This window comes from Bacteroidota bacterium (assembly GCA_016720935.1).
GTDB lineage: Bacteria > Bacteroidota > Bacteroidia > AKYH767-A > 2013-40CM-41-45 > JADKJP01.
The window spans coordinates 272,599-296,241 of record JADKJP010000006.1 but is presented as its reverse complement, the minus strand read 5'-3'; the positions used below and the strand labels follow the sequence as shown (position 1 = coordinate 296,241).

Below are 23,643 nucleotides of genomic sequence, written 5' to 3'. Positions count from 1 at the left end.
ACGCATTAAATGAAAAGTACTTTATCAATCACAATGAAATTACTCAATAGTCAACTTACTATCGTGATCAATATTTGTGTGCGGATCAAAATGGAACTCCAGATATCTCGATTCATCCTTTTTTCCTTCCGCAGAAAGCTTCATTCTTCCCATCTCATTATTCTGTTTATCGAATGCTTTTGCGGTAATTTCTCCGGAGAAATCCTGGTTAAAAATCACATAAAGAATAAGAACATTATCAGTCGCATTTGTATCACTGGTTACTGTTGTCTTTCCACAGTCAATACCTTTTGCTTTCAGACTCTCTGATATTTCAACCTTTGTATCAAATGCTTTCTCCACACCGGAAGAAACTCCTTCTGTAAATTCTCCAATCGCTTGTCCGGTTACATCACCTGCTTTATTAATATTTTCCTTTACGGATTTGGAAGTACATGCAAACATTAAAACTGAAACCAACAGAATTGAATAGCGCTTTTTCATTTGGAAGAATTATGACTCAAAGATAAAGAAGAATCAAGTTCCATCCGGAAAATGAGCTTTAACCGGGAACCGGAGTATTGTTCGATCAAAATTGAATTTCGGACTCTGGAAATAAGATTGAAGGGTTAGAAAAATGGCTATAAACCAAAATTGTAAGGATTTTAGGTTTTCAAAACAGTCTTTTTAGCAAAAAACGCAAGAAATGAGGCGTTCCGGAGAAAAAGGAGCCTTGTAAAATAAAATAAAGTGTAAGAAATGTGAATATTTTTGAAAAATATATACTTTTTTTGAACACACCCCTTGTTTTTAAACACATGTTGTTAAAAAATATATCTTTTTTCTTGACATACCCCCTATTTTTTAGATATGTTTGCAAAATAAAATTAAAAAAAGTGGAACCTTTTGGATTTCATTCAGGTTTCACAGAAACAGACTCTTAAACCTATTTATTCGAGATTTAACCATGAGCAACATCCGTTTCAGAGCCCTTGAAACAACCCTGGGCCGATTGCCAGTGAAAGTTGTACCTCCCGCCGGGAAAGTCAGCGATTTTTATGGTGTAAACGTTTTTAACCGTGAAGCCATGCAAAAGTACCTGCCACGTGATGCATACAAAGCAGTGATGGCAGCTATCGAACATGGAGAACCGGTTGATCGTAAAATGGCTGATCTGATTGCCCTTGGCATGAAAGACTGGGCCAGCAGCAAAGGCTGTACTTCTTATACTCACTGGTTCCAGCCGCTCACAGGACTTACCGCGGAGAAGCACGACAGCTTCTTTGAATTAAGTGATGGCAAAGCGATTGAACATTTCTCAGGGAATGCACTTGCACAGCAAGAACCGGATGCTTCCAGCTTCCCGAGCGGTGGTATTCGCAATACATTCGAAGCGAGAGGTTATACTGCATGGGATCCAAGCTCACCGGCATTCATCATGGAAAGCGCAAGCGGTAAAACACTTTGCATTCCGACCATCTTCGTTTCTTATACAGGTGAAACACTCGACAACAAAGCACCTTTGCTGAAAGCATTGCATGCACTTGATAAAGCAGCGGTGGATGTTTGTCAGTACTTCGATAAAGATGTAACCAAAGTAATCGCAACACTTGGTGTTGAACAGGAATATTTCCTTGTAGATACAGCCCTGCTGAATTCACGCCCGGACCTGTTGACTACCGGTCGTACATTGTTCGGCCACTCTCCGGCGAAAGGTCAGCAATTGGAGGACCACTATTTTGGTTCTATACCTGAACGTGTTTACGCATTTATGCAAGACATGGAAACCGAAGCATACAAACTTGGTATTCCTCTGAAAACTCGACACAATGAAGTGGCTCCAAGCCAGTTTGAGTGTGCTCCTGTTTTCGAAGAAATCAACCTTGCTGTGGATCACAATGCATTGTTGATGGATCTGATGGAAAAAGTTGCTCGTCGTCACAACTTCAAAGTGTTGTTGCATGAAAAACCATATGCCGGCATCAACGGTAGTGGAAAGCACAACAACTGGAGTATGAGTACCAACACCGGAAAGAATTTGCTCAGTCCGGGAAGTACTCCGAAGAGCAACCTGATGTTCCTTACCTTCTTCGTAAACACGATCAAGGCGGTTTACGAACACGCTGATCTGATGCGTGCAAGTATCGCCTCTGCGAGCAACGATCACCGTTTGGGAGCGAACGAAGCACCTCCTGCAATCATGTCCATTTTCCTCGGTACTCAGCTCAGCAATGTGTTGGATGAAATCGAACAAAAGGTGAATGAGAAAAAAATGACTGCTGATGAAAAGACAGCTCTGAAACTTGATATCGGCAAGATTCCGGAAATCCTTCTGGATAATACAGATCGTAACCGTACATCTCCCTTTGCATTCACAGGTAATAAATTCGAATTCCGTGCTGTTGGATCTTCCGCAAACAGTTCCAGCGCGATGATGGTACTGAATACCATTATGGCCAACCAATTGCGCAAGTTCAAAGCTGAAGTAGATACACTGATTGACAAAGGCACCAAAAAAGACGAAGCAATTCTCAAGGTTTTGCGTCAGTATATCGTGGACTCAAAAACCATCCGTTTCGAAGGAAATGGCTACAGCGATGAGTGGGTGAAGGAAGCGAAACGTCGTGGATTGTCAAACATAACGACTACACCACCGGCTCTTGATGCCTATATCAGCAAAAGCTCAATGAAGCTGTTTGAAGAAATGGGAATCTTTAATCACCGTGAAGTGGAAGCGCGTCATGAGATTATGCTTGAGACTTACATCAAGAAAATCCAGATTGAAAGTCGCGTCATGGGTGATCTCGCGATCAATCACATCATTCCTGCTGCTATACGCTATCAGACTATCCTTGCAAAAAATGTCGAAGGACTGAAAAACATCGGCATGAAACCGGATGCTATGTCGACACAAATCGAAATGATCAAGGAAATTTCCGAGCACATCGGTATGATCAAATCGAATGTCGACAAAATGATTGAAGCGAGGAAGAAAGCGAACAAAATAGAGAATGCCCGTGCGAAAGCTGTAGCGTACTGTGACGATGTAAAAAATTACTTTGAAACAATCCGTTACCACGTGGACAAACTCGAAATTATGGTTGACGATGAACTCTGGCCATTGGCAAAATACAGAGAACTCGTTCAGATTCGCTAAGGCTTAGATTTAGAGATTTACTGAAAATAAAAATGAAAGAGGTGGTCAATTGGCCACCTCTTTCATTTTTACAATTTATAAGATTCAGGCAGACATCAATCACATTTTAGCTGATCCTTTTCTCTTAAAATTCCTTCCTATAATCCTGGAGTAATGGGAAGTCTAACTATAGCATTTGATGAGTTCACCTTCAATATTTTATACTCAAAACAAGAACATCTCATAAACAGGCAGTTAGCTGAGACTTGAGCTAAAAACAAGGTTTCAGACTGAGGTGAATGCTCAAAACTTTGTCAATAACCCCAGACACCAGATTCTTGTTGTTAAATAGTTGAAATATAGCATCAATTTCTACCTTTGTTATCCCAAAAAAACTTGTTTTCTTTGCCAGAGAAGGGGATTTTCGCTTCTCCTTCCATCCATTAATCCAATCGTTCGATGAGACTATCCAAAAGATTCTTTTTACTGTTCCTGCTGCTAAGCGCATTCCAGATTTCATTTGCACAACGTGGCCCGAGTTTCCAGGCGGAACAAGCATTCAACAAGGGTGACTATTATGATGCAGCGGCTTTGTATAAAAAAGCATTCACTAAGGAAAAAAACAAGGTAAAAAGAGCTGAGATCATTTATAAGGTTGCCGAATCCTACCGACTCACAAACGATTTCAAAAATCAGGAAGTATGGTATGCCAAGGCATTAAAAGCAAACTTTAAGGATCCGGAAGCAATTGTGCATTATGCGGACGCTTTGAAATTCAACGGCAAGTATGATGAAGCAATCGTACAGTATACCAATTTCAAAAAAGCAAATCCTGCTGATCCTCGTGGCGATTTAGGAATCAGTTCCTGCCAGCAGGCACAAAAGTGGAAGGATAAACCCACTCGTTACAAAGTTGAAAATGTTCCTGCCATCAATACCAAGTATTCAGATTTCGGAACAAACTACTCGAATAAAGATCACCGCCATATCATTTATACTTCAGCACGCCAGGAATCAATGGGAAAAAATGAAGACGGTGGTACAGGAGAAAAATTCCAGGATCTTTTCGAAGCTTCTGTAGACAAAAAAGGAAAATGGAGTTCACCAAAACCACTTCTCGAACCTATCAATTCCGGTGGAAATGATGGTAGCGCATCAATCAACTCGAAAGGTGTTGACATGTTCTTTACTCGTTGCGATGTTGAGCGTGGTAAAATGGGCGGTTGTGAAATATATTTTACAAAACGTAAAGGTCAAACCTGGGATGAACCAAAATTGATTCCTCTTTCCGGTGACAGTTTCACCGTTGGACAACCCAGCTTATCACCCGATGAACAAACACTTTATTTCGTTTCGGACATGCCGGGCGGACAAGGTGGAAAAGACATCTGGATGACTGTGTATGACAAAAAGAAAAAATCCTGGGGAGAACCGTCAAATCTCGGGAACAAAGTAAATACAGAACTTGATGAAATGTTCCCGTCCATTACCAGTGATGGAACTTTATACTTCGCTTCTAAAGGTCATCCGGGAATGGGTGGCTTGGACATTTTCCAGACCAAAATTTCAGGAAGCGGTTGGGAAACTCCTGTCAATCTTCGTTACCCTGTAAATACATCTGCAGATGATTTTGCATTTATTGTTGATGAACTTACAGGAGATAAAGGATTCCTCAGCTCAAACCGTGAGGGTGGAAAAGGCGGAGATGATATTTACACATGGTATTTACCACCACTGATCTTTACTGTTTCTGGTCGTGTATTTGATGCCGATACAAAAGCCAATATTGAAGGCGCGAATATCGAGTTGTTCGGTAGTGATGGCACATCAATTCCATTCAAAACTGACGCGACCGGCACTTACAAATTTGATTTGAAACCGGAAACTACCTACAAGCTTTCCGCAACCAATAAAAACTATCTGAACAAATATCTTGAAGTTTCAACCATCGGACTAGAGCAAAGCAAGGATTTCATCGGAGATTTTGATTTTGCTTTGCGCTCTATGTTACGCTCTATTGAACTTCCGGACATTTATTATGATCTCGCGAAATGGGATCTTCGTCCTGAGTCAAAGAAAGCTCTCGACGGACTGGTTGAAACCATGAAAGACAATCCTACTATTGTAATTGAGTTGGGATCACACACTGACTCCCGTCCTATTCCAATGACAAATGATACACTTTCCCAACGTCGTGCGGAATCCGTTGTAAAATACCTTATCCAGCATGGAATCGAAGCTGATCGTTTGTATGCCAAAGGTTATGGCGCACGTGAACCACGTGTTCTCGATAGAGAAATCGGCAACTTTAAATCCGGGGATGTAATGACGGATGAGTTCATCAGTAAATTGAAATCAACCAAAGTCAAAGAAGAAGCACATCAGTTGAATCGTCGTACGGAATTCAAAGTACTTCGCACGAACTATGTGAAGGGACAATCAGCGATTGATAACATCAATGAAGCTCCGGCTAAAACCCTCGTTGATTCCAGTAGCCTGAATGTGAAACCGGTTGAAGATGCTACTGTCGCTACGAAAGTTGAAGTGAAAGAAGCTCCTGCGACTCCGGCTGCAAAAACTGATTCTGTTCCTTCCGCTGTGGCTGAGAAATCAGGTCCCGGTGAAATTTATGTTTGCAAAAAGGCTGACACGTTCACTGCTATTGCTAAGAAGTACGGCATGACTGTGAAAGAACTGAAAGAATTGAACAGCCTGAAAGGTGAACCTATCGACGAAGGAATGGAACTCCGTGTCGATCTGAAAGGAGATTATACAGATTACAATAAAAAATTCTATACACTCACCAAGGATGATAAGAAGTGGGCGGATATCGCGAAGAAACTCGAAATGAAACCCGCTGATCTGAAGAAACTGAACAAAGGAGTTGGTGAGGACGAATTCCGCACCGGTAAGAAGATTCGCATCGCGAAGTAGCTTTGCTTAAGAACGAAGGCGTCTCGCACCCCGTGTGGCGAGACGCCTTTGTTTTTATACCTGCCTGAATAAATTGTATTGAAGAAAAATCCTCAAAGTCTCAATTATTCCTCACCATGAATAAGGAATCAAAATACAGCAGTCGTGGAGTATCCGCGAGTAAGGAAGATGTACACAAAGCCATCCAGAAACTCGACAAAGGACTTTTTCCGAAAGCGTTTTGCAAAATTGTTCCGGATACCTTGTCGGGCGATGAAGATTACTGTATCGTGATGCATGCGGATGGAGCCGGTACTAAATCTTCATTGGCTTATGCTTATTGGAAAGAAACCGGTGACATGAGTGTATGGAAAGGAATAGCACAGGATGCCATTGTGATGAATACGGACGATCTCTTGTGTGTAGGTGCAACCGATAATATCCTTCTTTCCTCTACGATTGGCAGAAATAAAAAACTGATTCCCGGTGAAGTCATTACAGCATTGATTGAAGGAACGGAAGAATTCCTTTCGACGATGCGGGAATACGGCATCAGTATCTATTCCACAGGAGGCGAAACAGCTGATGTGGGAGATTTGGTCAGAACCGTCATTGTTGACTCTACTGTCACATGCAGGATGAAAAGAAAAGATGTGATCTCGAATGATCGGATACAACCGGGAGATGTCATTGTTGGACTTGCTTCCTATGGACAAGCTTCCTATGAAGATCAATACAATGGTGGCATGGGCAGCAACGGTCTTACTTCTGCAAGACACGACGTATTCAACAAAAAAGTTGCACAGAAATATCCCGAAACATACGACACTCAGTTGGATAGTTCCGTTGTGTATTCAGGAAGTAAATCACTAACGGATGAAATCCAAATCCCGGAAAGTAATTCGAAATCCGTGACTGCAGGAAAACTGGTACTTAGTCCAACACGCACTTATGCACCAATTCTAAAAAAAATACTTGACCTGCATCGGGATTCAATTCATGGTCTGGTGCACAATAGTGGCGGAGGACAAACGAAGGTTCTGCATTTTGTAAATAATCTTCATATAATCAAGGACAATCTTTTTCCTGCACCTCCCCTATTCAAAATGATTCAGGAGGAAAGTAAAACAGACTGGAAAGAGATGTACCAGGTATTCAACATGGGTCATCGGATGGAAGTGTATTGTGATGCAGGACTTGCAGCAGAGATTATTCAAATCTCAAAATCATTCAATGTAGATGCGCAAATCATTGGTCGGTGTGAATCTCATGAAGGGAAAAAACTTACCATCAAATCGGAAGCAGGAGAATTTCATTACGAATAAAACAGGAATGATTTTACCTGCCAATTATTACTAAAAAAATAAACAATAAACAAGATTATGCTCTTAGATAAATTAGAAGCGATTAAACAACGGTTTGAAGATGTTGAAATGCAGCTGAGTTCACCCAGTGTGATGAGCGACATGAAACGTTTTGCTCAACTGAATCGCGAGTATAAAGAATTACAAAAAATCGTAGAGCGTTATCATGTATATAAAAATGTACAAAGCAACCTTGAGAACGCGAAAAAACTTGTTGCCAATGAAAAGGATGAAGAGTTCCGCGAATTAGCGAAAACTGAATTTGATTCACTTCAAAAAGAAAATGAAAAGCTGGAAGAAGAAATAAAATTCCTTCTCGTACCTGCGGATCCGGAAGACGGTAAAAACGCGATTATGGAAATTCGTGCAGGAACCGGTGGTGATGAAGCCAGTATTTTCGCGGGAGATCTGTTCCGCATGTATACCAAATTTTGTGAACGTAAAGGATACAAGATCGAGCTTGTAGATATGACTGAAGGAACCGCGGGAGGTTTTAAAGAAGTTATTTTCAATGTATCCGGAGATGGGGCTTATGGAGTAATGAAATATGAAAGCGGTGTGCACCGTGTACAGCGTGTTCCGCAAACAGAAACGCAGGGTCGTGTTCACACTTCCGCCGCTACTGTTGTTGTGTTGCCAGAAGCTGACGAATTCGATGTAGACATTAAAACCAACGATATTCGTAAAGATCTTTTCTGTTCATCAGGACCCGGTGGACAATCGGTAAATACAACTTATTCCGCAGTGCGTTTGACGCATATTCCAACAGGTATCGTCGCGCAATGCCAGGATCAGAAATCCCAATTGAAGAATTATGACAAAGCACTTGCCGTTCTGCGTTCACGTATCTATGAACTGGAATACAACAAACGCATGGAAGAGGAAGCAAAGAAACGTAAGACCATGGTTTCAAGCGGCGACCGGTCGGCGAAAATCAGAACATACAATTATCCTCAGAGTCGCATTACCGATCATCGTATTGGTCTGACGATGTACAACCTCGGCTCATTCATGGAAGGAGATATTTACGAAATGATTGATGCGCTCCAGGTTGCTGAAAATTCTGAACGCCTGAAAGAAGGTGTTGCATAAGAAGTTAAATTCAAATTAGTATAGATTATTTTCATATCCCGAAGAAAAATCTGGAATTTTCCAGATAAGAAATGAAATAATTAATCTCTAACTTAGTTGGAGAATCAATCAGATCTTTCATGGACAGAAGATCATTTCTCACACAACTTTCAATGGGCTCCATTGCTATGATGACACTATCCTCTTTTCGAAACGAGATGGATGCTCTCGGCACATCCGATAAAATGCCGGTCTTGTTTATTGGCCATGGATCTCCAATGAATGCGCTTGATGACAATGAATTCAGCAGAGCATGGAAATCTATAGCACGACAACTTCCTGCTCCGAAAGCGATATTGTGTGTCAGTGCACATTGGGAAACGAAAGGTACCAAAGTGACAGCGATGCAGATGCCAAAAACGATTCATGACTTTGGCGGATTTCCACAGGAATTATTTGACAAACAATATCCGGCTCCCGGTAGTCCGGAAATGGCTGCTGAAACAAAATCACTTGTCAAAAAAACGAATGTGGAATTGGATCTGGAATGGGGCCTTGATCATGGAACATGGTCGGTACTTGCTCCAATGTTTCCGGATGCAAAAATTCCGGTTTATCAATTCTCACTCGATTACACCCAAGGTCCGCAATATCATTATGAACTTGCCAAGGAACTTGCTGCATTGAGAAGAAAGGGTGTCCTTATTATTGGAAGTGGCAACATTGTACACAATCTTGGTATGATGCAATGGTCAGAAAAGTCTTATGACTGGGCAATTGAATTTGATGCAATGGCTGCAAAATTTATAGAAGAAGGCAATCACAAATCGCTTATTAACTATAAAGACCTGGGTAAATCGGCACAGCTTGCTATTCCATCCAACGAACATTATTTGCCCATGTTGTATACGCTGGCCCTACAGGAAAAAAATGAACATGCCGCATTTTTTGCAGCCAAAACATTGATGGGCTCAATTTCAATGCGAAGTTTTAAAATAGGTTAAAAAGCGCTCCACAAACCGCCCGGAATCAAATACTCAATTGTTGTCCGGAATTCCCCTTTAAATTGCTTTTACGGAAAACCAGCCTCCCTTCAAAACCTCAGTATTTCAGGGCTTTAGCAATCCGGAATTGGTGTATTCGTCTCAATTCTTTAGGTTTGTTGAATGTTAACTGAAACCAGGAAAATGGCATCTCCCGACATCGATCAAAAAACCCTTTTAAAGGCTTATGAATTGATGTGTACAGCAAGAGCAATGTCAGATTTGTACGAGGAAAAATCCCAGATTACCCAAAAATATGTGCATGCGACTTCAAGAGGTCATGAAGCTATACAGCTCGCCCTTGGCTTACAATTAAAACCGCAGGACTATTTATCGGCGTATTACCGTGATGACAGTATTCTGCTTGGGATCGGTTTACAACCTTATGAGTTAATGCTGCAATTGCTCGCCAAACGCGATGATCCTTTTTCAGGCGGACGCACATATTATTGTCATCCCAGTTTGCGTCGCGATGACATGCCCAAAATTCCGCATCAAAGTTCAGCTACCGGTATGCAGGCAATTCCTACAACAGGAATCGCGATGGGACTTCAGTATCGAGAGAATACTGGTCTGAACAATCCTGATGCAAAAGATAAGGGGGTTGTTGTTTGTTCGCTTGGTGATGGTTCGATTACAGAAGGAGAAGTTGCTGAAGCATTTCAGATGGCGGTGCTCAAAAAATTGCCGATTCTGTATTTCATTCAGGACAATGAATGGGATATCTCTGCAAGTGCCAAAGAAATCCGTGCGATGGACGCACCGGATTACGCGAAAGGATTCAAAGGACTTGAAGTGCGTTCGATTGACGGAACAGATTTTCAAACTTCGTATGAAACCGTCAGAGAAGTTCTTGATATTATCCGTAAGGAACGCAGGCCTTTCATGATTCACGCAAAAGTTCCTTTGCTCGGACATCACACTTCCGGTGTCAGAAGAGAATGGTATCGCCCGGATCTGGAAGAACACCAGAAGCGGGATCCATTTCCAAAATTCAGGAAAACACTCATACAACAGGGCTTTGATGAAAAAGAGTTGAATGCTATCAATGAAAGGGCTTCCATTCTTGTTCGATCAGATTTCGAAAAAGCATTAAAGGCTGAAGATCCCCGTCCTGAAGATTTATTTAATTACGACTACGCACCTACTCCTGTAACGGAAGAAAAAGGTCAGCGCGAACCACAGGGAAAAGAAAAAACCGTGATGGTGGATTGCGCTCTCTTTGCTGTTCAGGAACTCATGACGAAACACAAAGAGTGTTTATTATATGGACAGGATGTTGGAGGAAGATTGGGAGGAGTATTTCGTGAAGCCGCGACACTCGCTGAAAAATTCGGAGAACTTCGTGTCTTCAATACACCCATTCAGGAAGCATTTATTGTTGGAAGTACTGTTGGAATGAGCGCGGTTGGTTTGAAACCAATTGTTGAAGTGCAGTTTGCCGATTACATCTGGCCCGGACTGAATCAATTGTTCACAGAAGTCAGTCGCTCCTACTATCTAAGTAATGGTAAATGGCCTGTCAGCTGTATCCTGCGTGTCCCGATTGGTGCTTATGGCAGTGGCGGACCATTCCATTCTTCAAGCGTTGAAAGTGTGCTTACGAATATCCGTGGAATAAAAATCGCATACCCATCAACCGGAGCAGATCTGAAAGGTTTGCTGAAGTCGGCCTATTATGATCCAAATCCATGTGTCATTCTTGAACACAAAGGATTGTACTGGTCAAAGATCAAAGGAACAGAAGACGCGAAAACTATTGAACCGGATGAAGATTATATACTTCCTTTTGGGAAAGCAAGAACTGTTCAATCCGCTGATTCAAGTAAAGAACCAACGCTTGCTGTCATCACCTACGGAATGGGAGTTTATTGGGCCAAAAATGCAGCAAAAAACTTTCCGGGAAAAATCGAAATTGTAGATCTGCGCACCATTCTTCCTCTTGATGAGGATGCGGTTTTTGCAGCTGTAAGAAAACACAACCGTTGTTTGGTGGTGACAGAAGAACCCATTCACAATACATTCGCACAAGCTTTGGCAGGGTTAATTTCAAAAAACTGTTTTGAATCCCTGGACGCCGCTGTGGAAGTAATCGGATCTGAAGATCTACCGGCGATTCCTTTAAACTCCATCCTTGAATTCACCATGATTCCGAATGCCGATAAGGTGGCTAAGGCTATGGAGAAGGTGTTGGGGTACTGATTTTTGGTTGTTGGTTGTTGGTTGTTGGTTGTTGGTTGTTGATTAAAGTAAATCAAAAATCATAAATCTTAAATCAAAAATCCCAAAAATGTTCAATCGGATTCATCATATATCTGTGATCTGTTCCGATTACGAACGATCAAAAAGCTTTTATACAGAAATTTTAGAATTGGAGATAATTCGCGAAGTTTTTCGTGAAGAGAGAAAATCCCATAAGCTCGATTTATCACTGAACGGAATTTATGTCCTTGAGTTATTTTCATTCCCGGATCCACAGCCAAGACTAACTCGTCCGGAAGCTTGCGGTCTGCGACATCTTGCATTTGAAGTAAATAATCTTGAAGAAACAATTGAACAGCTTCTAAAAAAAGGTGTTGAGGCAGAACCTATTCGTCTTGATGAACAAACCGGGAAACGTTTTTCATTTATTTCTGATCCCGATGGTTTGCCGATTGAATTGTACGAAAAGTAATAACCGAATACATTTCATCTTTAGGACTTAATCCTACATTTAATATTTTCACCCTTTCATTTAGCCGGAGTTCATTAACTCCAAGTAGCAAAAGACCGTCGTTTATTTACATTTAAATTGGCCTGATCTTCCAAAATCTAAATAGTGATAAATAACAATGTGGTTTTTCTACGATTCGAAATTCCCAGTATGATCCTGATTTTCAATTAAAGTAACTATTCCAATTCACTAAGAATACTCAAATTGATATTCCGGCCCCGGAGGGGCCAAAGCATTGTAGAAATATGCAGTGAACTAAACCCGCTCCGGAGGAGCGGAAGTTGAGACGACATTCACCAGAATAAATCTTCGTTTTATAAATCTAAATAAATAATTATATGCCTTTTCACAAGAATAATACTACCTGCCAAACAATCCCATTTTAAGAAATATTTGCTATATGATTTACTTTACGACATCATTTTCTCCATCATATCAATTTTAAAAACAACCAATGGGATTCAACCTTTAGAATCTACAACATAAATATTTAATGAAATCTATTTGTGCTCAATTTTTAATTAATAGCTATTGTAGGTAGTACTTAGTAATATTTTTCTAGCAAAACAAATATTAGAACAAAAAACTCCTCATTAAATAACCATACAATAGTGATTGAATTCAATAATGAGATTACCTTTCTTTGTCAGAAAAAATGTCTGACACATATACCCAACTTTATATACATCTCGTTTTTGCAGTAAAATACAGACAAGCTCTTTTGGATAAAAAGTGGAGAGAGCGCGCATTTGATTATATCGGCGGTATCATTCGAAATAATAAGCATGCATGCCTGGCAATAGATGGAGTCGAGGATCACATTCATATTCTAATTGGAATGAATCCCAATCAATCAATATCTGATTTAGTCAGAATTATAAAATCTGATTCTGCCAAATTCATTAATGACAACAAATTATCCTTGAACAAGTTCAGGTGGCAGAACGGTTATGGTGCATTTTCATATTCAAGATCGCAGATAGACAAGGTTATTAAGTATATAAAGTGTCAGGAAAAACATCACAAGAACAGAACCTTTAAATCAGAATGGGATGAGATGTTGATAAAATTCAATATTACTAAAAACCCCAAGTCAACTGAATTTGATTTTTTCGAATAAATATTTTGGACAACGTAATATTTAACAAGCAACTAATGCATCCTGCCAAATCCTACTATATTTGCGACAACTTGCGCTCCTACGGAGCGCTGTCAACCTAATTACATTCAGGCTACAATGCTTGGGCTCCTCCGGAGCCGAACTTTCAATTGAATAGAAGTAAGCGTCCAAAATTGATTGATTCACAGCACAGGTTAAAATTTTGTAAAAACGTCCTTCTTTGAATCTTAAACTAAAATACAAAAATGAAGTAATTATTAGAAACTGCTGTAATAAAACAACTTAATAAAAAACAAACCAATCACTTTTTTTCATCCCGTTTCCCAGAACCCATTCCCTGTAATTTAATTTCAGAATTTATCCGCGTTTCTGTTTCAGGAGTGAGACGGTCGCCTACCGGATCCAGTAATTCTCTACCGTTTGAACGTGGGTTTTTAATTCTCGGAGAAATAGGATAGGCATTCATTTCATCTGCAGGATATGGTTCCAGCATTCCGGTGATTTCGTTCAAATGTTCTGCTCTTAACCATCGGCGTTCATCACTTTCGTGCAAAATAACCGGTGAACGATGATGCGGGATCATTTGCAAAAGTTTGTTTGGAACTGTGGTGATGATCGCGAATGACCGCGACACTTCCCCACTTTCAGGATCCGTCCATGTATCCCAGATTCCGGCAAGAGCAAACGGACGACGCGCTTTTAAATAAACAACATAAGGTTTGTCCAGTCCTTCATTTGTACTTCCTTCAATAAATGCATCTGCAATAATCAGGCAACGCTGTGAACGGATCGGTTTACGAAAAGAAGGTTTATTGATGATTCCTTTTCCACCGTTGTAATTAGGATCATTTTCTTTATTTGAATCACCTTCACTCCGTGCATTGAACAAATACATTTTCTTTTTCGCCCAAAAGGGAGTCAGGCCAAACTGAATAAACTGCAACTCGTTTGGTTTGTCACTGCAAATAACCGGAGCAAGCGCACCGGGGCCTACATTGTAATTCGGAAAAAGCGAAGGCACAATCTCAGGCGCTTTCACCTGAAAACGTTTTTCAATGACTTCAACATTGGAAACTACTACGTAACGGCCGCACATCGTGGTTGTTGGTTGTTGGTTGTTGGTTGTTAGTTGTTAGAAATCGAGATAAAAATCAGCTAAACTTCTTTTTACTCTTCAAATAAATTAAAATCACGAATTAGATTTTGTTTTAAAATGTTGATTCTCTCACTGCTTTTTCCAGGATTTGTAAATATCCTGTTGGGTTGGTCTGTTCGCGGGCATTTCTCGTAATGGCTCGCATGCGTGTAAGGTTGCATGCAATTGCGTAGGCAACTGCTGATAAAGGGAAGTGCCTTTGGTCTTCCACTCTATCATCTCATCACTGACATCTTTTAAAATTTTTGCGGGATTTCCGACTACTATTTTACGTTCAGGTATCTGCATACCTTCAGGAACGAAAGTCAAAGCACCAATGATCGAGTTATCTCCTACAACAACATGATCCATTACAACTGCATTCATTCCAATCAAAACATTTTTACCAATGGCTGCGCCGTGAACTATTGCTCCATGTCCTATATGCGCGCCTTCTTTCAAAGTAATTGTAATTCCGGGGAACATATGTACAGTACAATTCTCCTGAACATTGCAACCGTCTTCAATAATTATTCCTCCCCAATCTCCACGAATGGCAGCACCCGGACCGATATAAACATTCTTTCCAATCACTACATTCCCTGTAACCGCGGCAAGAGGATGGACAAAGGAAGATTCATGAATAACCGGAATGTAGCTGTTGAAGGAGTAGATCATTGAGAAGTGAAATTACTGATTGTAGATTGTAGATTGCTGATTGTAGATTGCTGATTGTAGATTGTAGATTGTTGATTGTTGATTGTTGATTGAGTACAAAATACATGGTACCTGGTTCCATCCTTCAATTCATAGATATAATATTAAATTTCGTAGATCACTACTTTACAGAAAGCATCTGATTCAAAAAAATAATTCAGTGTCAGACTACTCTTTCGATGACAGCGGCGTAGCCTTGTCCTACACCGATGCACATTGTTACAAGGGCATATCTTTTGTTTTGCTCATTCAATTCTATAGCAGCTGATCCAAGAATTCTTGCACCGCTCATTCCAAGAGGATGACCTAAGGCAATTGCACCACCATTCGGATTAATTCGTGCATCGTTGTCCTGCAAACCCCATGAACGTACACATGCAAGTGATTGTGCCGCGAAGGCTTCATTCAACTCGATCACATCAATATCCTTCCATGTAAGTCCGGCTTTTTGAATAGCCCTATTGGATGCTTCGACAGGACCAATACCCATAATTCGCGGTTCAACACCAACAACTGCTGATGAAAGAATTCTGGCAAGTGGCTTGAGATTATACTTTTTCACTGCATCACCGGAAGCTAATAACAAAGCTGCAGCTCCGTCGTTCAGACCAGAAGCATTACCTGCAGTAACCGTTCCTTCCTTCCTGAATGAAGGCTTCAACTTTGACAAGCCTTCCAGTGAAGTTTCAGGTTTCATAAATTCATCCTGATCGAATCGCTTTACTTCACCTTTTTTTCCGGGAATTTCAACCGCTACAATTTCCCTTGCAAATCGACCGCGATCACGTGCAGCTTTTGCTTTTTGCTGACTCCACAGTGAAAACTTATCCTGATCTTCTCTGGAAATATGATCCCTGTCAGAAAGATTTTCCGCTGTTTCTCCCATCGCGTCAGTACCAAACATTTCTTTCATTTTGGGATTAATAAATCTCCAGCCAAAACTGGAATCAAACATTTGCGCATCGCGTCCAAAGGCTGTGGAAGTTTTGGAAATTACCCATGGACCACGCGTCATATTCTCAACTCCACCGGCTACGGCAATTTCCATATCTCCGACCTGAATAGCGCGAGCAGCAGAAATAGCAGCGGAAAGTCCGGATGCACACAAGCGGTTCACGGTTTCACCCGGCACATTGATCGGATATCCTGCCATAAGCAAAGCCATCCTGGAAACATTACGATTATCTTCTCCGGACTGATTTGCACAACCCAGAATCACATCTCCGATCGCTTCAGGATCAACAGATGGATTTCTATCTAATAATTCACGCAATACAACTACCGCGAGATCATCCGTCCGTACGGGCCCTAAACTTCCTCCAAAACTTCCTATTGCGGTACGAATGGTGTCTATGATATAAACTTCTTTCATTTATTTTTGGTGGTTAGTTGTTAGTGGTTAGTGGTTAGTTGTTAGTTGTTAGTTGTTAGAATTTACGATCAATCTACAATCTAAAATCTACAATCAATATCACACTTCCCAATCTCTGCTTGTTCGGTAAACAGTTCCCTTAAAAAGAGCAACTGTTTTCCCCAAATGATTGGTAATGGTAATATAATAAACTCCGATTTTATCCGTCAGTGAAACCTCTTCAGCGACAGCGGTAATTTCATCACCTTCACGTAAGGCGACAGTATGTGATATGGATGTTTCAACAGACACGCTTTTTCGTCCGTGACTGTTGGAAGCAAAAGCAAGAGCACTATCCGCCAGGGAATATGTAATGCCGCCATGCGCGATAGAAAAGCCATTGAGCATTTCTTTCCTGATTTTCATCTTGAGTACAGATCTGCCGGGCTTTACTTCCACCCTTTCGATTCCCAGCCATTGACTGAACCAATCGTTTTCATACATTCTGCCAACTACCCGTTCGGCAAGAGTTTTTTCAGACATGCGTTTTATTTTCTTTCTTGGAATTTTCTTTACCTTCTTCTTCTTGTGCTTGTTCCAAACAATGCACCCAACAGTCCACGGGTTACTTCACGCACTACCGTACGTACAGTAGAATTATTTGCAACCGCGGAGATTGTATCTGCAATAGTGGAAGTCTTTTCTTCCTTCTTTTCATTCTCCTTTTGTTTTGTTTCCTGATGATCTTCCTCTTCTGTCTCCCCTTTTATTTTTTTGTTTAGGATTTCATATGCACTTTCACGATCAATCTCTTCGTTATACTCTGAATAGATATCGGAGGATTTCACTATTGCATCTTGTTCTTCGGGACTCAGAATATCCATTCGCGAACGGGGCGCACATAAAAGTGTATGAGCTAATGGAGTCGGAGCTCCTTTTTCATTCAACACTGTTACCAGTGCTTCACCGATTCCTAATTCGGTAAGCAATGTTTCAGTGTCGTAGAATGCAGTTGAAGGGTAATTTTCCGCGACAAGTTTGATATCTTTTCTGTCCTTGGCAGTAAAGGCACGCATGGCATGCTGGAATTTTGCACCAAGCTGACTGAGTATTTCATCCGGAATATCTCCCGGAATCTGAGTGCAAAAATAGATTCCTACACCTTTTGAGCGGATGAGCTTGATTACTGTCTCCAACTGATTCAGCAAGGTTTTGGTAGCTTCTCTAAAAATCAAATGGGCTTCGTCGATAAAAATTACGAGTTTGGGAGCAGCTTTATCGCCCATCTCAGGAAATTTCGCATACACCTCCGCAAGCAAACAAAGCATGAAAGTGGAAAATAATTTAGGCTTGTCTTGCATGTCACAAAGACGTACAACATTGATGTACCCACGCTCCCCATCTTTCCTCAACAAATCCTCCACTTCAAATGACTTCTCACCAAAGAAACGATCGGCACCCTGTTGCTCAAGCTCCAATAATTTTCGCATGATGACTCCGACGGTTGCCGGACTGACTTGTCCATAAGCACTCACTTCATTTTTTCCTTCATTTGAAATATGCTGCAATACCTGTCTGAAATCTTTAATGTCAAGTAAAGGAAGTTTTTTATCATCACAATACTTAAACACAATCGTTACAACTCCCTGTTGATTTTCGTTAAGCTCCAGCATTTTTGAAAAAAGCACCGGACCGAATTCAGAAACAGTAGCTCTCAATCGAAGTCCTTTTTCGTTGGAGATAGACATCAATTCAACAGGAAACTGAGTGGACTTCCACTCTGTTCCTATCTGCTGGTGCCTTGCCTGAATCTTCGGGTTTTCTGTACCCGGTTTTGCTATTCCACTAAGATCACCTTTGATATCCATTAACAGTACACTAATGCCATTGTCTGAAAGACTTTCGGCATACTGTTGAATCGTTTTTGTTTTACCTGTTCCGGTAGCTCCGGCAATCAATCCATGACGGTTCACAGTGTTCAATGGAATCCTTACTTGTGCACCCTGAACCGGACTTTTATCATTGATTGCACAGCCGAGAACGATACTCTTTCCTTCAAAAGTATATCCCTTTTCTATTTCAGATTTCAGTTCTTCTGCGGACTTCATTGTTTTTCTATTTTAGTCATCAATCAATCAACAAGCGGTTCAACTTTTTCAACTCAATAAAACTTTTGCTTGTCTCTTACCATTCTCTTCAATAAAACACTCGGGCGATATCGTTCTTCTGAGTATTCACGATGCAAATCTTCCAGAACTGCCAAAACATTTTCAGCGCCCCATTCATCGCACCACTTCAATAATCCTTTGGGATAATTTACTCCTTTGGTCATCGCAAGATCCAGATCATCGCGTGAGGCTACATTTAAATACAATGCATCCACAGCTTCATTGATCAGCATCGCGACAACTCGGTCCCTGATTTTTTTTCCTAACTCTTCATGCCGGAATGGCTCAGGGAATTTATCTTCCTGTATATAATCAAAATATCCTTGTCCACTTTTTCGTCCGAATCGTTTTGCTTCAACCAAACGTTTTTGGGTGAGGGAAGGTTTGTAACGCGGGTCGTGAAAGAACTGTTTCCAAACCGTTTCAGTCACAGTGAAGTTGATGTCATTACCGATCATATCCATCAATTCGAAGGGACCCATTCTGAATCCGCCGAATTCTTTCAATGCCCAATCTATTGTTGCGAGTCCGGTTCTTCCTTCCGGCAAATCATTCCAACGTTCTTCATGGATTCGAATGGACTCACCGTAATATGGTCTGGCCACACGGTTTACAATAAATCCAGGTGTGTCTTTTACCATCACAGGTGATTTCCCCCAATCCAGCATCAGTCTCTTCATTTCAGAAAGATGCTGTGGATCAGTGGCCAGCCCCGGAATGATTTCAACCAATGGCATCAATGGAGCAGGATTAAAAAAATGCAATCCAAGCACTCTGGAAGGAATCCTTGCTGCTGCCGCTATGGATGTAATGGATAAAGAGGAAGTATTACTAGCAAACAAACACTTATCGTTCACAATCTCTTCAAGATCATTGAACACTTTTTGTTTGATTGATAAATCTTCCAGTATCGCTTCGATGACCAAATCAGCCATCATCATGTCCGACATGGAATTTGCATAAGTAATTCTTTCTCGAATTTCCGCTGAGGCCTGTTCTGTAATTTTCGCTTTTTCAACCAGCCTTGCCAGAGTTTTATTCAGATCTGTCTTTGACTTCTCCAGCATGGCTGGATTGGAGTCAAACAGAATGGTTGGATGGCCTGCCATTGCAGCCACCTGGGCTATTCCACTTCCCATCGTGCCTGCTCCCAGGACTCCGATTGGTGATGTCGGCTTAAGTTTTGTCATATTTTCGGGTGAACAAAAGTAGCAATATTTTGAAGCCCGATCGGCCCGCTCCCGGGTAGCAAATAATGTGGGATTTTGTTGATGTTTAGGATGTTGACCCGACAAAGCCTCAGAAAAGAAATTCACAAAAAGGTTTGCAATAAAAAATCAGAATCGTATATTTGCCATCCCAAAAAATAAACAGGGCAGGTTGAGTGCTTTCCTGATCATCGAAAAGCCTCAAAATTTGAGTAAAAATCAATATTTTAAGCGAAATAAAGCAAAATGGCAAATCATAAGTCGTCACTGAAGAGAATCCGTAACAGCGAATCAAAACGTCTGCGTAACCGTTACCAGGCTAAAACAATGAGAAACGCGATCAAAGCTTTCCGTTCTATTACGGATAAAAAAGCTGCAGCTACGGAATTAAGCAATTTGTCTTCTATGCTGGATCGCCTGGCTAAGAAAAGCGTTATCCACAAAAACAAAGCAGCTAACTTGAAGAGTGAACTTGCTGTTCACCTCAATCACATCAAATAATTCTGGATTATCAGAGAAGGAAAGCTCCCGCAAAACGGGAGCTTTTTTTTTGCCTTATAATAACCTGCTTATACAGAATGACACGCATTGCACAATTGAGTTACTTGCCGAAAAAAAAATCTGCATGGAAAACCGATTGTCGATAAAATCCTGGGCTGAAGAAGATCGCCCGCGTGAAAAACTTTTACTGAAAGGGAAGCACTCTCTTTCAGATGCCGAACTACTTGCGATTCTTCTTGGTTCCGGAAATTTGGAAGAAACGGCTGTAGAACTATCGAGAAAAATTTTATCTCATGCCGGTAACAGTTTGTATTCACTCGGGAGAATGAATGCTTCGGAACTGATGAAATTCAAAGGCATCGGGGAAGCGAAAGCAATTACCATCATAGCGGCCCTCGAACTGGCGCGACGTCGAAAAGAAACAACCGAGACAGAACTTGAAAAAATAAGTTCAAGCGCAGATGTTGCAGGTATTTTCCAGAATATTCTTGGTGATTTGATACATGAAGAATTCTGGGTGATTTATTTGAACAGAAGCAATAAGATTCTGGCAAAACAACAACTCAGTAGTGGTGGAATGAGTGGGACTGTTGTGGACCCGCGAATGATCTTTAAGGCTGCTCTGGACCACAAAGCTCAGGCAATTATTCTATGTCATAATCACCCTTCCGGAACAGCAAAACCCAGTGAAGCGGACATTCGGCTTACAAAAAACATTGTCGAAGCCGGGAAGGTTCTTGAAATATCGGTCCTTGATCATGTAATTATTACCCAAAAGGGTTTTTACAGTTTTGCTGATGAAGGAATGATTTGAATTGTTGGCAATGCATATTTTATAATGATTCTGAGAGTGAATCCATGGCTAAAATGTTAGGTAAGAAAATGTGAATATTTATTAGAAAAATCAGGCCTTTTTTCATTAGAATTGCATTACAAAATCGGAGTAGAATACCCTGTATTTTCGCTAACCTCCGACCACTCTTTTTGAATGCTGCTGATTTACGCCCCTGTCTCCGGACCCCGCTTACGGTATACATTCGATCTCATATTTCGGGAATTGCTTGGCATAGATTACAAGCTTACAGTACATGCAGATGAATTTCATTTATTCAATGGAGCGAAAATTAATTACAGTGAAGCTGCATTCGGAAATGAAATTTTTATCTATGCGACCGGATTTCTGACACAGAAAGGAATCCGTGATCAGCAACTTTCAGTATTCGACTGGGAAGACACAAAAGCTTTTTTTGCAACGCATCCAAAATTCATTTTACCATTCGATCCATTCGCGGCAACGTTTTACATGGTGAGCCGCTACGAAGAATACCTCCCACACAAACGCGACGCTCACGATCGGTTTGACGCGCATGAAAGTCTGGCCTGGCAAAAAGGTTTTCTTCATAAACCGATCGTAAATATTTATGCAAAGAAGATTCAGGAAATTCTGATGGAACATTATCCTGATTTAAAATTTCCTGAAAAGAAATACAAGTATATTTCAACGATCGACATTGACAATGCCTGGGCTCATTTACAAAAAGGATTGATGAGAACCACCGGAGCATTTCTCAGAAGCTTGTCACGATTTGACTTCAAGGATATCGCATTTCGTTTGTCTGTCCTTATTGGCAGACAACAGGACCCATACGATACTTACGAATCATTATTCAGAATCCAGCAGCAATATGATTTATCCTGCATTTATTTTTTTCTGCTGGGCGATTATGGAGAAAACGACAAAAATGTTTCTGTGAGCAGGAAAGCTTTTCAATCCCTTATCAAATCTATCGCGGATTATAATGAAGTTGGAATTCATCCATCTTACGCTTCGAATTACCAGCCTGAAAAAATCAGACTGGAACAGTCGAGGCTTAGAAAAGTTATCCGTCGTGATGTTACGAAGAGCCGACAGCATTTTCTAAAACTACAATTCCCCGGAACTTACCGTCACTTGATTGATTGCGACATCAAAGAAGACTACACAATGGGCTTTTCTTCTGAGATCGGTTTTCGGGCGGGCATCTGTTCTTCCTTTTTATTTTACGATTTAGATAATGAGCAAAGTACATCTCTCAGAATTCATCCTTTTGCAGTGATGGATGCAACCCTGAGATTTTACATGAAAATTCAACCGGCAGAAGTCCTCAGTTATGTGAACCCATTGATTCGGGAAGTAAAAGCGGTTAACGGAACTTTCATGTCGCTTTGGCACAATGAAACTATCAGCAATAAAAAACCATGGGAAGGCTGGCAGGATGTCTATGAAGATGTGGTTAAGGCTGCGCTCAACAAATCCGGAAAATGATTATTTTTCTTCAGCATCAGGCAATCGATAAACAGAAATGGGATTCCTGTATTAAGGAATGCGGGAACGGAATGACCTATGCATATTCATGGTTTCTTGATATTGTTTCTCCGGGTTGGGCTGCTCTTGTGGAAGATGATTATTCGGCTGTATTCCCACTTACACAAAGAAAAAAATTTGGCATTGCTTATTTATTTCAGCCGCCATTTACTCAACAACTTGGATTATTCTCCAAAAATAAAATAACCGAAAACTCGATTCAGGAGTTTATTCAAAAGATACCTTCACTATACAGGCTCGTTGAAATCCAATTGAACACAGATAATTCTTGTGAGCGGAAAGTAAAAGGTCTCGAAGTTCAAAAGAAAATCACACATCACCTGGATTTATCAGCTGACAGGGAAAAACTTATTTCCGGATATTCCGAAAACCTTAGACGGAATCTGAAGAAGGCGCAAAAGGCCGGTATCAAAATCAGCCATCTCAAGGGGATCAGTGAAATCATTGATCTGTTCAGAAATAATAGAGGCCGGGAGATAAAAAACCTGGGCGAAGACGAATATAAAATACTTGTTCAGCTCACAGAGGAATGCGCTAAACGCAACAGCATTGAACTCTTCGGTGCACAATCCCCTGATGGTAAACTAATTGCAGGTGCTGCGTTTTTGCAGACTCATGTCGGTTATATATTTCTGTTTTCCGCAGTTAGTCCTGAAGCAAGAGAAAACGGAGCCATGAGTGCCCTGATCAACCATTTCGTGGAGCAACATTGCACTGAAAATAAAATTCTCGATTTCGAAGGTTCAATGAATCCCAGCCTGGCCCGATTCTATAAGAGTTTCGGATCGCAGGAAGTTGTATATTTACAAATCAGAAAAAACACTTTGCCGGCATTCATTCGCTGGTTAAAAAATTAATG

19 protein-coding genes are annotated in these 23,643 nt (G+C 40.8%); 12 read left to right on the top strand and 7 right to left on the bottom strand.

The genetic code is table 11. From position 1 onward, the window contains the following. Positions 1-39 precede the first annotated feature (39 nt). Entirely contained in the window at positions 40-483 is a 444-nt protein-coding gene (locus tag IPP86_09540; protein ID MBL0138757.1) for a hypothetical protein, read from the bottom strand. A 463-nt stretch (positions 484-946) separates the two neighbouring features. Between IPP86_09540 and IPP86_09535 the strand changes: the two genes are divergently transcribed. The 8 genes from IPP86_09535 to tnpA all read left to right on the top strand — a co-directional run bounded on the left by IPP86_09535 (position 947) and on the right by tnpA (position 13,339). Further along, a complete protein-coding gene (locus IPP86_09535) occupies positions 947-3,136 on the top strand; it encodes a glutamine synthetase III (protein ID MBL0138756.1) in 2,190 nt (729 codons plus the stop codon). 438 nt (positions 3,137-3,574) lie between these two features. Further along, a complete protein-coding gene (locus IPP86_09530) occupies positions 3,575-6,049 on the top strand; it encodes an OmpA family protein (protein ID MBL0138755.1) in 2,475 nt (824 codons plus the stop codon). A gap of 116 nt (positions 6,050-6,165) precedes the next feature. Then, positions 6,166-7,353 carry a phosphoribosylformylglycinamidine cyclo-ligase gene (locus IPP86_09525; protein MBL0138754.1) on the top strand — a complete coding sequence of 396 codons (1,188 nt, stop codon included), beginning with the start codon at positions 6,166-6,168 and terminating at the stop codon, positions 7,351-7,353. Between the two features lie 57 nt (positions 7,354-7,410). After that, on the top strand, positions 7,411-8,484 hold the full coding sequence (prfA, locus tag IPP86_09520) for a peptide chain release factor 1 (protein MBL0138753.1): 1,074 nt from the start codon (positions 7,411-7,413) through the stop codon (positions 8,482-8,484). A gap of 119 nt (positions 8,485-8,603) precedes the next feature. Then, on the top strand, positions 8,604-9,467 hold the full coding sequence (gene ygiD, locus IPP86_09515) for a 4,5-DOPA dioxygenase extradiol (protein ID MBL0138752.1): 864 nt from the start codon (positions 8,604-8,606) through the stop codon (positions 9,465-9,467). Positions 9,468-9,650: 183 nt separating this feature from the next. Continuing rightward, positions 9,651-11,708 (top strand): tungsten formylmethanofuran dehydrogenase, encoded by a 2,058-nt coding sequence (locus tag IPP86_09510; GenBank protein MBL0138751.1) that lies wholly within the window; start codon positions 9,651-9,653, stop codon positions 11,706-11,708. An 88-nt stretch (positions 11,709-11,796) separates the two neighbouring features. Further along, positions 11,797-12,180, top strand: coding sequence for a VOC family protein (locus tag IPP86_09505; protein MBL0138750.1), 384 nt, complete (start codon positions 11,797-11,799; stop codon positions 12,178-12,180). A 694-nt stretch (positions 12,181-12,874) separates the two neighbouring features. Next, positions 12,875-13,339, top strand: coding sequence for an IS200/IS605 family transposase (gene tnpA / locus IPP86_09500; GenBank protein ID MBL0138749.1), 465 nt, complete (start codon positions 12,875-12,877; stop codon positions 13,337-13,339). A gap of 301 nt (positions 13,340-13,640) precedes the next feature. Here tnpA and IPP86_09495 read toward each other — a convergent pair whose 3' ends face one another. The 6 genes from IPP86_09495 to IPP86_09470 form a co-directional block, all read right to left on the bottom strand. After that, positions 13,641-14,435 carry an SOS response-associated peptidase gene (locus IPP86_09495; GenBank protein ID MBL0138748.1) on the bottom strand — a complete coding sequence of 265 codons (795 nt, stop codon included), beginning with the start codon at positions 14,433-14,435 and terminating at the stop codon, positions 13,641-13,643. Between the two features lie 129 nt (positions 14,436-14,564). Then, complete coding sequence (locus tag IPP86_09490; protein ID MBL0138747.1) at positions 14,565-15,152, bottom strand: transferase hexapeptide repeat family protein; 588 nt, start codon at positions 15,150-15,152, stop codon at positions 14,565-14,567. 202 nt (positions 15,153-15,354) lie between these two features. Next, entirely contained in the window at positions 15,355-16,563 is a 1,209-nt protein-coding gene (pcaF, locus tag IPP86_09485) for a 3-oxoadipyl-CoA thiolase (protein ID MBL0138746.1), read from the bottom strand. A gap of 99 nt (positions 16,564-16,662) precedes the next feature. Further along, the gene (locus tag IPP86_09480; protein MBL0138745.1) at positions 16,663-17,085 is read right to left on the bottom strand and encodes a hotdog fold thioesterase; all 423 of its coding nucleotides are present in this window, start codon (positions 17,083-17,085) and stop codon (positions 16,663-16,665) included. Positions 17,086-17,114: 29 nt separating this feature from the next. After that, complete coding sequence (locus IPP86_09475; protein MBL0138744.1) at positions 17,115-18,650, bottom strand: DUF853 family protein; 1,536 nt, start codon at positions 18,648-18,650, stop codon at positions 17,115-17,117. 53 nt (positions 18,651-18,703) lie between these two features. Next, entirely contained in the window at positions 18,704-19,900 is a 1,197-nt protein-coding gene (locus IPP86_09470; GenBank protein ID MBL0138743.1) for a 3-hydroxybutyryl-CoA dehydrogenase, read from the bottom strand. 264 nt (positions 19,901-20,164) lie between these two features. Between IPP86_09470 and IPP86_09465 the strand changes: the two genes are divergently transcribed. From IPP86_09465 to IPP86_09450, 4 genes are all read left to right on the top strand, one after another. Continuing rightward, positions 20,165-20,419 (top strand): 30S ribosomal protein S20, encoded by a 255-nt coding sequence (locus tag IPP86_09465; GenBank protein ID MBL0138742.1) that lies wholly within the window; start codon positions 20,165-20,167, stop codon positions 20,417-20,419. A gap of 124 nt (positions 20,420-20,543) precedes the next feature. Further along, complete coding sequence (gene radC, locus IPP86_09460) at positions 20,544-21,233, top strand: DNA repair protein RadC (protein ID MBL0138741.1); 690 nt, start codon at positions 20,544-20,546, stop codon at positions 21,231-21,233. 174 nt (positions 21,234-21,407) lie between these two features. Beyond that, on the top strand, positions 21,408-22,724 hold the full coding sequence (locus tag IPP86_09455; protein MBL0138740.1) for a polysaccharide deacetylase family protein: 1,317 nt from the start codon (positions 21,408-21,410) through the stop codon (positions 22,722-22,724). After that, positions 22,721-23,641: a GNAT family N-acetyltransferase gene (locus tag IPP86_09450; protein ID MBL0138739.1), complete on the top strand. Its 921-nt coding sequence runs from the start codon at positions 22,721-22,723 to the stop codon at positions 23,639-23,641. The genes IPP86_09455 and IPP86_09450 overlap by 4 nt, the downstream gene beginning before the upstream one ends. The last annotated feature ends 2 nt before the right edge of the window (positions 23,642-23,643 follow it).

Excerpts from the sequence above, each read along its gene's own strand:
- IPP86_09530 (MBL0138755.1), top strand. The coding sequence starts at position 3,575 with ATGAGACTATCCAAAAGATTCTTTTTACTGTTCCTGCTGCTAAGCGCA.
- IPP86_09525 (MBL0138754.1), top strand. The coding sequence starts at position 6,166 with ATGAATAAGGAATCAAAATACAGCAGTCGTGGAGTATCCGCGAGTAAG.
- IPP86_09465 (MBL0138742.1), top strand. The coding sequence starts at position 20,165 with ATGGCAAATCATAAGTCGTCACTGAAGAGAATCCGTAACAGCGAATCA.
- IPP86_09475 (MBL0138744.1), bottom strand. The coding sequence starts at position 18,650 with ATGAAGTCCGCAGAAGAACTGAAATCTGAAATAGAAAAGGGATATACT.
- IPP86_09535 (MBL0138756.1), top strand. The coding sequence starts at position 947 with ATGAGCAACATCCGTTTCAGAGCCCTTGAAACAACCCTGGGCCGATTG.
- IPP86_09455 (MBL0138740.1), top strand. The coding sequence starts at position 21,408 with ATGCTGCTGATTTACGCCCCTGTCTCCGGACCCCGCTTACGGTATACA.
- IPP86_09470 (MBL0138743.1), bottom strand. The coding sequence starts at position 19,900 with ATGACAAAACTTAAGCCGACATCACCAATCGGAGTCCTGGGAGCAGGC.
- IPP86_09505 (MBL0138750.1), top strand. The coding sequence starts at position 11,797 with ATGTTCAATCGGATTCATCATATATCTGTGATCTGTTCCGATTACGAA.
- IPP86_09480 (MBL0138745.1), bottom strand. The coding sequence starts at position 17,085 with ATGTCTGAAAAAACTCTTGCCGAACGGGTAGTTGGCAGAATGTATGAA.
- ygiD (MBL0138752.1), top strand. The coding sequence starts at position 8,604 with ATGGACAGAAGATCATTTCTCACACAACTTTCAATGGGCTCCATTGCT.
- IPP86_09495 (MBL0138748.1), bottom strand. The coding sequence starts at position 14,435 with ATGTGCGGCCGTTACGTAGTAGTTTCCAATGTTGAAGTCATTGAAAAA.
- IPP86_09450 (MBL0138739.1), top strand. The coding sequence starts at position 22,721 with ATGATTATTTTTCTTCAGCATCAGGCAATCGATAAACAGAAATGGGAT.
- prfA (MBL0138753.1), top strand. The coding sequence starts at position 7,411 with ATGCTCTTAGATAAATTAGAAGCGATTAAACAACGGTTTGAAGATGTT.
- tnpA (MBL0138749.1), top strand. The coding sequence starts at position 12,875 with ATGTCTGACACATATACCCAACTTTATATACATCTCGTTTTTGCAGTA.
- IPP86_09510 (MBL0138751.1), top strand. The coding sequence starts at position 9,651 with ATGGCATCTCCCGACATCGATCAAAAAACCCTTTTAAAGGCTTATGAA.
- IPP86_09540 (MBL0138757.1), bottom strand. The coding sequence starts at position 483 with ATGAAAAAGCGCTATTCAATTCTGTTGGTTTCAGTTTTAATGTTTGCA.
- pcaF (MBL0138746.1), bottom strand. The coding sequence starts at position 16,563 with ATGAAAGAAGTTTATATCATAGACACCATTCGTACCGCAATAGGAAGT.
- radC (MBL0138741.1), top strand. The coding sequence starts at position 20,544 with ATGGAAAACCGATTGTCGATAAAATCCTGGGCTGAAGAAGATCGCCCG.
- IPP86_09490 (MBL0138747.1), bottom strand. The coding sequence starts at position 15,152 with ATGATCTACTCCTTCAACAGCTACATTCCGGTTATTCATGAATCTTCC.